Origin of the sequence: Nocardia sp. NPDC019219 (assembly GCF_040632645.1) — a bacterium.
Classification (GTDB): domain Bacteria; phylum Actinomycetota; class Actinomycetes; order Mycobacteriales; family Mycobacteriaceae; genus Nocardia; species Nocardia sputorum.
This window is the reverse complement of sequence record NZ_JBEYCG010000001.1, coordinates 37,613-51,020: the sequence shown is the minus strand read 5'-3', so window position 1 is coordinate 51,020 and position 13,408 is coordinate 37,613. Positions and strand designations below refer to the sequence as shown.

Genomic DNA, 13,408 nt, shown 5'->3' with positions numbered 1-13,408 from the left:
CACCGTGAACTGGACGCTCGAGGTCGTGATCGTGCCCGTGTCGGATATCGACCGCGCGAAGCGGTTCTACGCCGAGAAGCTGGGCTTCGCCGTAGACCACGACACCAAGATCGACGACAACGTCCGCATCGTGCAACTCACTCCGCCGGGCTCCGGCTGCTCGATCGTGATCGGCGAGGGCGCGATACCCGACATGACCCCCGGCTCCCAGCAGGGCCTGCAACTCGTGGTCAACGATCTGCGCAAGGCCCATGAGGAACTGACCTCCCGCGGCGTCGAAGTCACCGAAATCCAGGTCCTCGGCGAAAACCCGACCCCCATGCCCGACCCCCTGGACAACGTCGGTTTCTTCTTCTTCACCGACCCCGACGGCAACGGCTGGGGCGTCCAGCAGATCTCGACCCGTCCTTGAGCGAGGTGCGCGCCACCGGACATGAGCCGCTGCGCAGGCAGCGTCGTCAGGATCCGACGCGATGCAGGCAGAACGACACCGGCGGCTGCTTGTGCACGATGTCGGCGGTCTGGCCGTATTTGCTGTTCGTAGCTTTGCAGACGCCGTAATCGTCGCCCTCGACGCGGGTATTCACCTGGTACGCCTCGGGCGTCGAGCACGGCACTTTCCGCAAACGGACGAGGTGCGAATACTGGTTCTTCGGGTTGTTGAAGCAGTCCCCGACCTGGGCATTCAAGTGGGTGCAGACGTTGAGCTTCTGGCTCCCCCGGCCGGACCAGCTGAACGAAAGGTCAGCACAATCAACCGTCGAGGCACCTCGCACGACGACCAGCGCAGCCTCGGGGTCGGTGCAACTGCGCCGCTGTACCTCCCACGCACGGTTCGCTTGGCCCGGCGTGAAAAAGCCGCACTCGCCGACTTTCATGTCCACCGCACCCGGTTCGTTGCAGCCGGACGTTACGAGGGCGAGGGCGAGCAGAGCAACGGTTGCCGCCCCACACGGCCGAATCGCAAAGCGCTTGCGGATGTTTCGCAGTCGACGTGACATGGTGCCCACACTGCCATGCACTCAGCGGGCCGATCTGTGGACGACTGGAGCGGTCAGTCGATCTCCACCCGTCCGTGAGCGCGTCGGCGACGAACGCCGAGTGGGTCTGCCTCGGTTATCGGGTGCCGAGGAAGAGGGTTTGCGTGCTGCGGCCCAGGGGGCCCTTTTCGTCGTAGAGCGCCGATTCGGCCATACCTATGCCATGGGGTTGGGGGTAGGTGACGGCGTCGAGGCAGACCCATTCGCCCGCGGGCTGGCGGTGCAGGGTGACCGTCAGGTCGGTGTTGATGAACAGGTACTTCGACCAGTCCAGGATCGCGCTGACGCCGTTGCCGGAATCCGCGGCCGCGAGGGTGCGCTCCAGCGGGCTCGGTTCGGTGCCCGCGACGATCGGGTGCTTGATCCGGATCCAGCAGATCGCCGGGCCGGGTTCGGCGAAGGACCCGCTGACGAAGCGGTAATCGATGGCGGTGTGGAAGCCGATCGGCTGGGTGGACGGGAACGGCTCGGGGGCCTCCACCTGCTCCGGACCGGGGCGGGTGCCGGTCGGCAAGAAGCGTTCCGGCAGCGGCAATTCCGGCTCGGACAGCTTGAACCGCCAGGCGTTCGCCCGCATCACCGGCCCGCGCTCGGTGGACAGCGTCGCCTCGATGAGCTCGACGCTGCGTCCGGGACGGACGACGCGCGCCGCCGCCGTCAGCGGCGCCAGCGGCACCGGACCGAGAATCTCGACCGCCACCCGGCCGACCTGGAACCCAGGACGCGGCTCGCACCGCTCGATCACGTGCCCGAGCAGCGCCGAGGGCGGACCCGCGTGCTGGGCGTCCGGCGACCATGGGCCGCGGGTCAGCTCGGTGGAAAGAAAGCGATCCGGCTGGGCGGGGTCGGGGAGATAGAAGGCGTCACTCACGACTGTTCCCTGCCCACCCTCGTGCGCGACCGCACGCGGTGTCCTCGGTTGTCTCGCTCGCTCACGTCGATGTCCCTCAGGCCGAGTGGTCGGATGTCCCACGACGTTAGCTCGGCCGGTGCGGTCCTCCGCCGTCAGACCCGGCCGAACGCCAGCGCGACGTTGTGCCCGCCGAAGCCGAACGAATTGTTCAGCGCGAAGTCGATGCGCTGAGTACGCGGCGCGCCGGCGACGATGTCCAGGTCGATCGAGGGATCAGGGTTGTCCAGATTCAGGGTGGGCGGGACAACCTGATCGCGCAGGGTGAGCATGGTGACCAGCGATTCCAGCGCGCCGACCGCCCCGATCGAATGCCCCAGCGCGGATTTCGGCGCGTAGACCGATGCGTCGGGCACGACGGAGGCGATCGCGTTGGCCTCCGAGGCGTCGCCGATGGACGTCGACGTGGCGTGCGCGTTCACATGCTGGATATCGGAAGCCCGCAGACCCGCGGTCTCGATGGCCTTGCGCATCGCGCGGGCCGCCCCGATCCCTTCCGGTTCGGAGGCGACGATGTGGTACGCGTCGGAGGTGATCCCCGCGCCGAGCACCCGCCCGTGCACGGTGGCGCCCCGCCCGCGTGCGTGCCGCTCGGATTCCAGCACCAGCAGCGCGCCCGCCTCGCCGAAGACGAACCCGTCGCGGTCCCGGTCGAACGGGCGCGACGCGCGTTCCGGGTCGTCGTTGCGGGTGCTCATGGCGCGCATCATGGCGAAGCTCGCGATGGGCACGGCGTCGATGTGTCCCTCGACGCCACCGGCCACCACCACGTCCGCTTCGCCGGTGGTGATCAGCCGCCAGGCGTGCGCGATCGCCTCCGAACCCGAGGAGCACGCCGATACCGGCGCGAAAACGCCTGCTCTAGCCCCGATTTCGAGTCCCACGGTGGCGGCGGGACCGTTCGGCATCACCATCGGCACCGACATCGGCGACACCTTGCGGTAGCCGCCGGCGCGCATCGCGTCGACCGCCTCGATCAGCGCGTCACCGCCGCCCAGCCCGGTGCCGATGGCCACCGCCAGCCGGTCGCCGTCCACCTCGGGCGCGCCCGCCGAACGCCAGACCCGGCGGCCGAGCACCAGCGCCATCTGCTCGACGTAGGAGTGCCTGCGCTGTTCGACCCGGGTCAGCTCGGCGCTCGGCTGTGACTTCAGCTTGCCGCCGATGCGGACCGGCAGGTCGTACTCGGCCACGAAATCGTCGGAGAGCGCGCCGATGCCGCTGTGCCCCGCCAGCAATCGGGACCAGGTGGTGTCCATGTCGTCGGCCAGCGACGTGGTCGCCGCGTATCCGGTGACCACGACCGAATCCCGAGTTTCTGGAGCGATTGTTACAGTCACGATGTCATGAATACCTGTACCAATCGCTACAGTAAACTCATGGCCCGCCCCCTCGACCACGCCAAACGCGCCGAACTGCTCGCCGCCGTCGTGCGCTACATCGCCGAGCACGGCCTCGCGGACCTGTCGCTGCGCCCGCTGGCCGCCGAGCTCGGCACCAGCTCGCGCATGCTGATCTACTACTTCTCGACCAAAGAGGAACTGCTCGTCCAAGCGCTGGCGACGCAGCGCCCCGATATCGCGGCCGTATTCGCCGACATCGATGACGCGTCCGAACTGCGCGACCGGCTGTGGAGCTTCTGGACCGCCAACGCCTCGGGCGACGGCCGCACGAGCGTCCGGGTGATGCTCCAAGTCCTCGGCGCGGCCTGCGCGCCACGGAGTCCATACAGTGACTACGCCACCTCGGCCATCGCCGTCTTCGTGTCGGCGCTGGCCGACGGGCTGCGCAACCTCCGAACCATCGATGACCCGGAAGTCGTTGCCACTCTTCTCATCTCGGGCCTGCGCGGCATCCTGCAAGACCGGTTGATCACCGGCGACGTCGAGCGGACCGATCGCGCGGCCCGCCGCCTGATCGAGCAGACGGTGCGCTGACCGTGTTTCCAAGTCCCCTGGGGAACACCGGGGTGTGATGGTGGCGCATCTCCCATGTCAAGCGGCAGCGGGTCGGCATGCGCCTCGCTCGACAGGGCGCTCATCCCGCAGGCACGCGACTCCGACGCCGAGTGCAACCAGTCCCACGACGTCGAATGCAGCGACGCGCATCAATCCAGGGCCGACCGGCCCTCCGGCGATCACCAGGACGAGAAAGCCGCCGAAGCTGATCACATTGGCGCACACCGCGATCGGGCGCAGCGCGGGACGAAGGATCGCCAGCAGCAAACCGATACCGACGACCGCGAACAGCACGGCCCGATGCCGCAGCACCACCTCGAGATCGCGGTCTGCCGCAGCTATGCCGTAGGCCGCGTACATTCCCTGTGGCGCGACCGCGCCGATCGCAGGCGCGGTATTGAGCAGCCCCGCGGCGGCCAGCAAGGCCCGCCCCACATGTCGTCGCATGATTCTCCTCGGATCGATGTCCTGCGATCATCACGCTCGGCGTAACCCAGCGCTTCCGAAAACCCGCTACAGCGGTCCAAAGATCGCCCCCATCGCGGGAGTCAGGCCCCGCCAATTGATTTCTGGCGCGTTCCTCCGCCTGCACGATGGGGATCAACAGGTACCGTCGCAAGTGGTAGCCATCGGCGGAGGAGTACGCCATGAACGACATTCCACCGAACGAAGTCGGGCGCAGGCTGCGGGAGATCCGCGCGTGGCGCGGGTTAAGCCTCCAGGTCGTGGCGGGCCTGGCTGGTCTCAGCTTTGGATACCTCGGTCGCCTGGAACGCGGAGAACAGGCGCTGACCAACCGTCACACCCTCGAGGCGCTGGCGCGGGCACTGCGCGTGGCACCTTCGGAATTCAACGGCCGACCATGGGAGATGACAGACGGACCCTCGTCGGAATCTCACGCGACTCTGGTCGCGTTCGAGAACGCATTAGAGGTATGTGAACTCGGCGAGGACTCCGGGGTGCCGGTACGGCCGTGGCCGGAAGTCGCTGCCGACCTCCAGCGCGTGTTCGAGCACCGACAGGCAGCAGACTACGCGGCGCAGGGCAATCTGACGCCGAGACTTCTTGCCGAATTGCACGCGGCCTACGTCCGTCATCCCGAACTTCGGCAGCAGATCCTGGTCGGACTGATCACCTGCTACGACGCGATGGCGTGGGCGACGAAACGACTCGCCGGGCGCGGGCTGCCGTTGCTGGCTGCCAAAGCGGTGCGCCAGTGCGCGGAAGAACTCGAATCACCGGCCTGGATAGGGTTCGGAGTGTGGCTGCGCGGCAGCGTCGCCGGGGAGGTGTCCCGCACCCAGCAGTACGACCGATCGGTGGATATGGCGGATCGACTGCTGAAGCATCTGGACGATTCAGAGGTTGTGCAGGTATACGGGATGCTGCATCTTAATGCGGCGCTTGCTGCTGCCGTACAAGCGGATCGAGAGACCGCCAAAACACATCTGGACGAAGCCGCAGCAGTGGCGAAGCGTATGGACCAGCCGGTAGGCGGCTTTGGCGGGTTCTTTTTCGGCAGAGTCAATGTCGATATCTGGCGTTCCTCGATCGGGCTGGAGCTCGGCGACGGGGCACGGGCGGTTGACAGCGCTGTCGATGTCCCGGTTCATGCGATCCCGAGCTCGGTACGGCAGGCCAACTACTACGCAGAGGCGGGCCGGGCGCTATTGATCGAACGGAAGTATCGCGACCGTGGATTAGCGCTGTTGTTGAAGGCGGAAAAGCTGGCCCCACAGAGGGTTCGAAGTGATTTCTTCGTTCGTGAGGCTGTGGCGAACCAGTTACGGGCTGCGCGTCGAGATGCGGGCGGCCGGGAGTTACGCGGCCTGGCCTGGCGGTTGGGCATTGCTCCCGAACCGGGACCGAATGAATGATCGAACTCGTGTTTGTCCTTTGAGGGCAAATCCGTTGTGCCCCTGCTCATAACGTCGTCCCCGGCCCCGACGCCGGGGTGAGCCGGTCGATTCCTCATCTCGGCCGCGCCAGCACAGCTATGGCCGCTGGCTGGTGTCGATGCCCTCGGCGTCGGGTGCCTTCCATTCGAATCGCAGGGAGGCGCAGGGGTATGGATGCGAGCAGCGAGCGGGGATTGTATTCGGCGGGAGTGGCCGAGCTGGAACGGATGGCGGCGTATCTGAGAGACCAGTCCATGCCGCTACACGGCTCACCTGCGGAACCGCCCGGCGCGTCGGCGATCGGGTTGCGGTGCGCATCCGTCGCGGGTGCGGAGGCGGCGAGTGATCAAGCCACCATCGAGGCGCGGTGTCCCACGTCCGCGCGCTCATCGTTCGGCGACCACCTCGACACGGGGGTGCGGAGGTGAGCGCGGCAGGCGCGGAGGGTTTCGATCTGGCGACCCCGCACGGGCGATGCGCGTTCTACAAACTGGTGTGCCAGCTCCCGGCCGAGGTGGAACCGGAAGCCCTCGACCGCATCGTGGTGCGGGCGGGGTCGATGGTGTGGGGTGTGTCGGTGCCCGAACCGCTGGGCCACGCGGTGGCGGAGCGGTTGCGCAGCGGTGGCAACAGTCTCGGCCCGATCATCTCGCACCCGTCCTCGCGGACCTGGACGTTCCTTGTCCGCCCTGATCTGCCCGACGACCCGCACACGTTCGCGGGGTTGTTCCGCGACCGAGTGAAGGTGATCCGCGACGGCGCGTTGATCGCGCTTCCGTCCCCGGCCGACAGCACCAACGGATACCGGGCATGGATGGAAGCGCCGCGGGACACCTACCGGCCTTCGGGCCGGGTGGTGGTCGATGCGGTGCGCGCGTGCCTGCTCGCGCGAGCGGTTCGGGCGGGTCGATGAGCCGGCACGCGGTGTGGCGGGTGGTGCCGTGACCGGCCCGGGAGGGTCTCCACACCCGGAGGAACCCGACGTCCACCTGTCGGTGTACCTGCACGATCAGCGGATGGACTTCGCCGCCTGCCTGACCGCCGCCCTGGTGTTCGTGCGGGAATGGAACGCCCACCACCGCCCCGGCGCGGCGACTCTGCTGCCCGGCGACACGACCGGGCTCCCACGCTTGCCCTGCGAACGGCTCTACCTCGAACGCTGACCAATGTTGATCCGGCGTCCCGCCGCCCGCCCCGGTGGCGGGCGGCGGGTGGTCGTTACGAGACGACGGGCAGATAGACGGCGTTGCCGCGACTGGCGAACTCGGCGGACTTCTCCGCCATGCCCGCCTCCAGCGCCTCGACTTCGTTCAGACCCTGACGCTCCGCGTACTCGCGCACGTCCGCCGAGATCCGCATCGAGCAGAACTTGGGTCCGCACATGGAGCAGAAGTGCGCGGTCTTGGCGGGCTCGGCGGGCAGCGTCTCGTCGTGGTATTCGCGCGCGGTGTCCGGGTCCAGCGACAATGCGAACTGGTCACGCCAGCGGAACTCGAAACGGGCTTTCGACAGCGCGTCGTCCCGCTGTTGCGCGTGCGGATGGCCCTTGGCGAGGTCGGCGGCGTGCGCGGCGATCTTGTAGGTGATCACGCCGACTTTCACGTCGTCGCGGTTGGGCAGGCCGAGGTGTTCCTTCGGCGTGACGTAACACAGCATGGCGGTGCCCGCCTGCGCGATGATGGCGGCGCCGATCGCGGAGGTGATGTGGTCGTAGGCGGGCGCGATGTCGGTGGCGAGCGGGCCGAGAGTGTAGAACGGCGCCTCCTCGCACAGCTCCTCCTCGAGCCGCACGTTCTCCACGATCTTGTGCATCGGCACGTGGCCGGGACCTTCGATCATGACCTGCACGCCATGCGATTTCGCGATCTTGGTCAGCTCGCCGAGGGTGCGCAGCTCGGCGAACTGCGCCTCGTCGTTGGCGTCGGCGATGGAGCCGGGACGCAGGCCGTCGCCCAGGGAGAAGGTGACGTCGTAGCGCGCCAGGATCTCGCAGAGTTCCTCGAAGTGCGTGTAGAGGAACGATTCCCGGTGGTGCGCCAGGCACCAAGCGGCCATGATCGACCCGCCGCGCGAGACGATGCCGGTCACCCGCTTGGCGGTCAGCGGGACATAGCGCAGCAGCACGCCCGCGTGCACGGTCATGTAGTCCACGCCCTGCTCGCACTGCTCGATCACGGTGTCGCGGTAGATCTCCCAGGTGAGCGCGGTGGGGTCGCCGTTCACCTTCTCCAGCGCCTGGTAGATCGGCACGGTGCCGACGGGGACGGGGGAGTTGCGCAGAATCCACTCGCGGGTCTCGTGGATGTTCTTGCCGGTGGACAGGTCCATGATGGTGTCCGCGCCCCAGCGGGTGGCCCACACCATCTTCTCCACCTCTTCGGCGATCGAGGAGGAGACGGCCGAGTTCCCGATGTTCGCGTTGATCTTGACCAGGAATTTCTTGCCGATGATGGTCGGCTCGAGCTCCGGATGCTTGTGGTTGGCCGGGATGACCGCGCGCCCCGCGGCCACCTCCTCGCGCACCGATTCCGGCGAGACGCCTTCGCGCGCGGCGATGAACCGCATCTCGGGCGTGACGATGCCTTCACGGGCCCAGGCGAGCTGGGTGCGCGGGCCCTTCCCCTCCGGTCTGGTCCAGGTGTCGCGCAGCTTCGGTAGACCGCCTTCGAGATCGATCGTCGCCGTCTCGTCGGTGTACGGGCCGGACGTGTCGTAGACGTCGAAATGCTCCCCGTTGGTCAGATTGATCCGGCGCACCGGAATGCGCAGGTCCTCGACCTCGAGATAGTGCTTGACGCTGCCCTCGATGGGGCCGGTGGTGACGCTGTCGACAGGTGCGGAGACGCCGTCGGGTGCCATTCTTTCCTCCCTACGCCGGCATTACCCGGTCAGGTTCATACGGTCGACGGCCCTGACGCCTTGCGGCTAGCCGTCCTCTCAGCCCGCTGGTGCGAGCCCCCGTTGGTTGTGGAATTTTCCCGCCCGACCATACCCGGCCGTCCCGGACCCGCGCCCGGTGATTCGCGCAGCGGGAGCGAATGGCCAGGCAGCGGCATCGGCGCTTGTCCGGTCAGGAGTCTTCCGCTGTCTCCGGCGTGGCCGAATGGCCCGGTGCGCCATGAGTACGGCGGGCTTCTTTCATCTCGGCTTCGTAGAGGTGGCGGCGTCCGCCGAGCAGTTCCTCCCGGGCGGCCCGCTCGACGTCGCGGAACAGGCCGTAGTAGCCGTCGTCGTATTCCTCGACGACCTGGAATGTCCAACGCCCGGCCAGGACGTTGCGGCCGATCAACTCGGTGGAGATCCGCTCGGCGATGTGCGCGTGCCCGGCCTCGCGGAACAGCTCCACGGCCTCGTCGAGCGCCAGATCGGCCCCGCCGGTCAGCTGGTGGAAGGCGTACAGATGGCCGCGTGCGCGTTCGATGGTCTCCAGGGCTTCGGAGAGTTTGCCGGTGGCGGCCACGGTGACATCGTCGACGCCATCGGGGCGGCGGTGCGCTGCGTGCGGGCGATCGGTCATGACCTCGCTCCTTGTCAGGCGGATGGGGCCGTAGCGGCGGCGTACCCGGATGCCGGCGCGCTCAAGCGCCAGCCGGTTGCTGCTGCGGCGCGGCTATCGTCGTTGCTCCTGGGCGCCGCGACCGGGCGAGTGTGCCGGAACGATGCGCCCGGTGACCTCGCCCAATCCGATCCGGGCCGGACCCGGCCCGGGAGCCGAGGCCGTGATCGTCACTTCGTCGCCGTCCTCCAGGAAGGTACGTTTCCGGTCGTTCACCAGGACGGGCTCGCTGCCGCCCCAGGACAACTCTATGAAGGAGCCGCGCTGGTCCGGTTCGGGGCCGGAGACGGTGCCTGAGGCGTACAGATCCCCGGGTCGCGTGGCGGCGCCGTTCGAGGTGAGATGGGCGAGCATCTGCGCCGGTGACCAGTACATCCGGCGGTAGGGCGGGTACGCGACCGGCTGTCCGTTCCACGCCACGGTCAGTTCGATGTCCAGGCCCCAATGCTCCGTCCCGCGCAGGTAGGGCAGCGGCGCGGGCGACTGCTCGGGCAGCGGTACCCGCGCGGACTCGAGCGCGGCCAGCGGGGTGATCCACGGCGACATGGAGGTCGCGAACGACTTGCCGAGGAACGGGCCGAGCGGCTGGTACTCCCACGCCTGGATGTCGCGGGCGGACCAATCGTTGACCAGCGCGACGCCGAACACCCGGTCGGCGAACTCGTCGATGCCGACCGGCGCGCCGAGCCGCGAGCCGACGCCGATCACGAAGCCGAGCTCCGCCTCGATGTCCAGCCGCCGCGACGGGCCGAAATCCGGCGCGCCGGATTCCGATCGGCGCTGCCCGCACGGCCGCGCCACGTCGGTGCCGGACACCACCACGGTCCCCGCCCGCCCGTGATAGCCCACCGGCAGGTGCCGCCAGTTCGGCAGCAGCGGGTCACCATCCGGCCGGAACAGGCGGCCGAGATTCGTCGCGTGATCGATGCTCGCGTAGAAGTCCACGTAGTCGCCGATCCGCACCGGCAGCCGCAGTGCCACGTCGGACAGGGGGTGTACCGCGGCGCTGTCCACCTCCCCCTCGACCGCCTCTCGGATTCGGTCGCGCACCGCGCGCCAGCGTGCGGGACCCTGCGCGAGGAAGGCGTTCAGGCTCGGTTGGGCGAACAGCGGATCATCCAGGAGCGCAGCCACATCGATGACGTGTTCGCCGAGCCGCACGCCGACCCGGGGACTGCCGCCGGTCGGCGCGAACACGCCGTACGGCAGGTTGTCCGGACCGAACAGGGACTCCGGGGATACCTCGACTCTCGTCCTCACTCGGGGCCCCGCCCGGACCAGGTCCACGCGTAGGTGGTGTCTTCGCAGGCCAGCGCACCCTCGCCGAGTTCCAGCGGGCGGAAGGTGTCCACCATGACGGCCAGCTCATCGAAGTACTCGATGCCGATGCTGTTCTCGTAGGCGCCGGGTTGCGGGCCGTGCGCGTAGCCGCCGGGATGCACCGACACCGAACCCTGGGCGATCCCGGAGCCCTTGCGCGCCTCGTAGTTCCCGCCGCAATAGAACATCACTTCGTCGGAGTCGACGTTGGAGTGGTAGTACGGCACGGGGATCGACAGCGGGTGATAGTCCACCTTGCGCGGCACGAAATTGCAGACGACGAAGTTGCCGCCCTCGAATGCCTGATGGACGGGCGGCGGCTGATGGATGCGGCCGGTGATCGGCTCGAAGTCGGCGATATTGAAGGTCAACGGGTACAGGCAGCCGTCCCAGCCGACCACGTCGAACGGATGGCCGGCATAGACCATCCGGGTGCCGACGACCTGTCCGCCGGGCCGGTGCTTGACCAGCACCTCCACGTCGGCGCCGGTCGCGGTGAGCGGCTCGGTCGGTCCGTGCAGGTCGCGCTCGCAATACGGGGCGTGCTCGAGCAGCTGGCCGAACTTCGACAGGTAGCGCTTCGGCGGCGTGATGTGCCCGGTCGCCTCGATCACATACGCGCGCAGGGCATCCGGTCCGGTGGGCCGCCAGCGGTGCGTGGTCGCACGCGGAATGAGGACCTGATCACCCTGACGCGCGGGCAGCGCGCCGAACACGGTCTCCACCACCGCCGCGCCGGACTCCACGTACACCAGTTCGTCGCCGATCGCGTTGCGGTACAACGGCGAGCCGCCCTTGGCGACGACGTAGGAGATGCGCACATCCGCGTTGCCGAGCAGCAGGCGCCGCCCGGTGACCGGATCGGTCTCGGCCGGGGTGTCGCCGGGGAACAGGGCGTGCAGCCGCAGATGGCGGTGGCGCAGTGGATGATTCGGCGTGGTCCGCTGGTCGGGCAACTCCCAGACCGTCGAATCGACCAGCGCGGGCGGCAGGCCGCGGTGATAGAGCAGCGAGGAGTCGCCGGAGAAGCCCTCCTCGCCCATCAGCTCCTCGTAGTAGAGCCGGCCTTGCTCGTCACGATGCTGGGTGTGCCGCTTCGGCGGTACCGCACCCACTTGCCGATAGAACGCCATGACCGTTCCTCCGCCAGCCCGTGGTCGGATAGTTGATCACCATCGTAGTGCGGCCGGATCGTCTATCAGGCGTTTCGCAGGGCGCGGTAGACCGCGGCCCCGACGAACGCGCCGAGATCCGCCGGTGTCCAGCCGTCCTGGTCCGCGAGCAGCGCGCGCACGGCGCCCTCGCCCGCGGACACCCACTGCTCCACCAGCACCGGCAGCTTGCGCTCGGCGTCGGCGGTGCCCCAGGCGCGCAACGTCGGGCGTAGGAGCTTGGCACAGCGCTCGACCACGAGCGCGCGGCCGCGCCCGAACGACTTCGCCACGGCGGGGTCGGGGTTCCCGTAGACCAGCCGCCAGGCGTCGGGCCTGCTCGCGGCCTTCGTCAGCAGCGCGCGGAATCCCTCGACGAACACGGTCTCGTCCGCGTCCACGTCCCGCGGCGTCACCACCTCCAGCACGCCGCTGACCAGGTAGCCTTCCTCGCGCTGGATCAGCGCCTCGATCAGCTCGACCCGATCGGCGAAGCAGGCGTAGACCACCGGCCTGGTCACGTTCATCCGCTCCGCGATCGCGGCCATGGTGACCGCGGCGATGCCGTGCTCCACGGCGATGGCGAGCGCGGCGTCGAGCACCTGCGGGCGGCGGCGCTCCGGGCCGAGATGCTGCGCCCGCTGCCGTTGTCCCGCGTCGCCGTTCACGCCGAGCCGGGCGCCGGCCGGCCGGTTTCCGCTGCTGCGGCGCGGGAAAGGCGGCTGTGCCGGGCGCGTCACGAGCGCCCGGGTTCGTCGGCGAATTCGGCGATCACCGGAGCGTGGTCGCTGGCGCCCTTGCCCTTTCGCGCCTCACGATCGACCATGGCGTCCGTCACGGTGGCGGCGAGCGCGGGGGAAGCGAGGATGAAATCGATGCGCATCCCCTCTTTACGCGGGAAGCGCAGCTGGGTGTAATCCCAATAGGTGTAAACGCCCGGTCCCGGCGCGAACGGACGCATGACATCCGCGTATCCGGCGTCCACGACGGCCTGGAAGGCCGCGCGTTCCGGCTGCGACGTGTGCGTCTTGTCGGCGAAGTACTCCACGGACCACACATCGTCGTCGGTCGGGGCGATGTTCCAGTCGCCCACCAGCGCGATCTTGGCCTGCGGGTCCTCGGCCAGCCAGCGCGCGCCGTTGTCCCGCAGCGCGGCCAGCCATTCCAGCTTGTAGGCGTAGTGCGGGTCGCCCAGGGTGCGGCCGTTGGGCACGTACAGGCTCCACACCCGCACGCCACCGCAGGTGGCGCCGATCGCGCGGGACTCGACGACCGGCGTGCTGATCAGCGACTCGCCCGCGTCCTTGTCGAAACCGGGCTGGTCCGGGAAGGCGAACTCGACATCGGCGAGACCGACCCGGGAGACGATCGCCACCCCGTTCCACTGGTTGATCCCCAGATGGGCGACCTCGTAGCCCAGCTCGTCGAAGCGCTCGAACGGGAACTGGTCGTCACGGCACTTGGTCTCCTGGATGGCCAGCACGTCGATGTCCTGGCGATCGAGCCAGTCCGCGACACGGTCGAGCCGGGAGCGGATCGAGTTGACATTCCAGGTGGCGAGACGCACTGCGGCCT

General features: G+C 68.4%; 15 protein-coding genes and 1 riboswitch. Of the genes, 5 read left to right on the top strand and 10 right to left on the bottom strand.

Annotation, left to right across the window (positions count from 1 at the left end):
- Window positions 1-4 precede the first annotated feature (4 nt).
- Window positions 5-412, top strand: coding sequence for a glyoxalase superfamily protein (locus ABZ552_RS00275; RefSeq protein ID WP_357435014.1), 408 nt, complete (start codon window positions 5-7; stop codon window positions 410-412).
- A 46-nt stretch (window positions 413-458) separates the two neighbouring features.
- On the opposite strand, the gene ABZ552_RS00270 is transcribed toward ABZ552_RS00275, so the two are convergent.
- The 3 genes from ABZ552_RS00270 to ABZ552_RS00260 form a co-directional block, all read right to left on the bottom strand.
- Window positions 459-1,001, bottom strand: coding sequence for a hypothetical protein (locus ABZ552_RS00270; RefSeq protein ID WP_281876046.1), 543 nt, complete (start codon window positions 999-1,001; stop codon window positions 459-461).
- A 115-nt stretch (window positions 1,002-1,116) separates the two neighbouring features.
- Entirely contained in the window at window positions 1,117-1,911 is a 795-nt protein-coding gene (locus tag ABZ552_RS00265; RefSeq protein WP_357435012.1) for a thioesterase family protein, read from the bottom strand.
- 134 nt (window positions 1,912-2,045) lie between these two features.
- The gene (locus ABZ552_RS00260) at window positions 2,046-3,290 is read right to left on the bottom strand and encodes a KasA/KasB family beta-ketoacyl-ACP synthase (RefSeq protein WP_357435010.1); all 1,245 of its coding nucleotides are present in this window, start codon (window positions 3,288-3,290) and stop codon (window positions 2,046-2,048) included.
- Between the two features lie 39 nt (window positions 3,291-3,329).
- Here ABZ552_RS00260 and ABZ552_RS00255 point away from each other — a divergent pair, with 39 nt between their 5' ends.
- Window positions 3,330-3,887: a TetR/AcrR family transcriptional regulator gene (locus ABZ552_RS00255; RefSeq protein WP_281916402.1), complete on the top strand. Its 558-nt coding sequence runs from the start codon at window positions 3,330-3,332 to the stop codon at window positions 3,885-3,887.
- A gap of 57 nt (window positions 3,888-3,944) precedes the next feature.
- On the opposite strand, the gene ABZ552_RS00250 is transcribed toward ABZ552_RS00255, so the two are convergent.
- Window positions 3,945-4,331: a hypothetical protein gene (locus tag ABZ552_RS00250; RefSeq protein ID WP_357435008.1), complete on the bottom strand. Its 387-nt coding sequence runs from the start codon at window positions 4,329-4,331 to the stop codon at window positions 3,945-3,947.
- 224 nt (window positions 4,332-4,555) lie between these two features.
- Here ABZ552_RS00250 and ABZ552_RS00245 point away from each other — a divergent pair, with 224 nt between their 5' ends.
- The 3 genes from ABZ552_RS00245 (at window position 4,556) to ABZ552_RS00235 (ending at window position 6,969) form a co-directional block, all read left to right on the top strand.
- Entirely contained in the window at window positions 4,556-5,785 is a 1,230-nt protein-coding gene (locus ABZ552_RS00245) for a helix-turn-helix transcriptional regulator (RefSeq protein ID WP_357435006.1), read from the top strand.
- A 445-nt stretch (window positions 5,786-6,230) separates the two neighbouring features.
- The gene (locus ABZ552_RS00240; RefSeq protein ID WP_357435004.1) at window positions 6,231-6,719 is read left to right on the top strand and encodes a DNA-directed RNA polymerase subunit beta; all 489 of its coding nucleotides are present in this window, start codon (window positions 6,231-6,233) and stop codon (window positions 6,717-6,719) included.
- 28 nt (window positions 6,720-6,747) lie between these two features.
- The gene (locus ABZ552_RS00235) at window positions 6,748-6,969 is read left to right on the top strand and encodes a hypothetical protein (protein ID WP_357435002.1); all 222 of its coding nucleotides are present in this window, start codon (window positions 6,748-6,750) and stop codon (window positions 6,967-6,969) included.
- A 55-nt stretch (window positions 6,970-7,024) separates the two neighbouring features.
- On the opposite strand, the gene thiC is transcribed toward ABZ552_RS00235, so the two are convergent.
- The 6 genes from thiC to ABZ552_RS00205 form a co-directional block, all read right to left on the bottom strand.
- Window positions 7,025-8,665 (bottom strand): phosphomethylpyrimidine synthase ThiC, encoded by a 1,641-nt coding sequence (gene thiC, locus ABZ552_RS00230; protein WP_281876036.1) that lies wholly within the window; start codon window positions 8,663-8,665, stop codon window positions 7,025-7,027.
- Window positions 8,656-8,778: riboswitch (TPP riboswitch) on the bottom strand. It overlaps the preceding gene by 10 nt.
- Before the next feature lie 98 nt (window positions 8,779-8,876).
- On the bottom strand, window positions 8,877-9,323 hold the full coding sequence (locus ABZ552_RS00225; RefSeq protein ID WP_281916405.1) for a hypothetical protein: 447 nt from the start codon (window positions 9,321-9,323) through the stop codon (window positions 8,877-8,879).
- Between the two features lie 93 nt (window positions 9,324-9,416).
- On the bottom strand, window positions 9,417-10,622 hold the full coding sequence (gene fahA / locus ABZ552_RS00220; RefSeq protein ID WP_281916406.1) for a fumarylacetoacetase: 1,206 nt from the start codon (window positions 10,620-10,622) through the stop codon (window positions 9,417-9,419).
- Window positions 10,619-11,815, bottom strand: coding sequence for a homogentisate 1,2-dioxygenase domain-containing protein (locus tag ABZ552_RS00215; protein ID WP_357434999.1), 1,197 nt, complete (start codon window positions 11,813-11,815; stop codon window positions 10,619-10,621). The genes fahA and ABZ552_RS00215 overlap by 4 nt, the downstream gene beginning before the upstream one ends.
- Before the next feature lie 65 nt (window positions 11,816-11,880).
- On the bottom strand, window positions 11,881-12,435 hold the full coding sequence (locus ABZ552_RS00210; protein ID WP_281881184.1) for a TetR/AcrR family transcriptional regulator: 555 nt from the start codon (window positions 12,433-12,435) through the stop codon (window positions 11,881-11,883).
- 134 nt (window positions 12,436-12,569) lie between these two features.
- Window positions 12,570-13,400, bottom strand: coding sequence for an exodeoxyribonuclease III (locus tag ABZ552_RS00205; protein WP_281876029.1), 831 nt, complete (start codon window positions 13,398-13,400; stop codon window positions 12,570-12,572).
- Window positions 13,401-13,408 lie beyond the last annotated feature (8 nt).

Coding starts and splice junctions, on each gene's coding strand:
- ABZ552_RS00270 (WP_281876046.1), bottom strand. CDS start 1,001: ATGTCACGTCGACTGCGAAACATCCGCAAGCGCTTTGCGATTCGGCCG.
- ABZ552_RS00215 (WP_357434999.1), bottom strand. CDS start 11,815: ATGGCGTTCTATCGGCAAGTGGGTGCGGTACCGCCGAAGCGGCACACC.
- ABZ552_RS00245 (WP_357435006.1), top strand. CDS start 4,556: ATGAACGACATTCCACCGAACGAAGTCGGGCGCAGGCTGCGGGAGATC.
- ABZ552_RS00225 (WP_281916405.1), bottom strand. CDS start 9,323: ATGACCGATCGCCCGCACGCAGCGCACCGCCGCCCCGATGGCGTCGAC.
- thiC (WP_281876036.1), bottom strand. CDS start 8,665: ATGGCACCCGACGGCGTCTCCGCACCTGTCGACAGCGTCACCACCGGC.
- ABZ552_RS00255 (WP_281916402.1), top strand. CDS start 3,330: ATGGCCCGCCCCCTCGACCACGCCAAACGCGCCGAACTGCTCGCCGCC.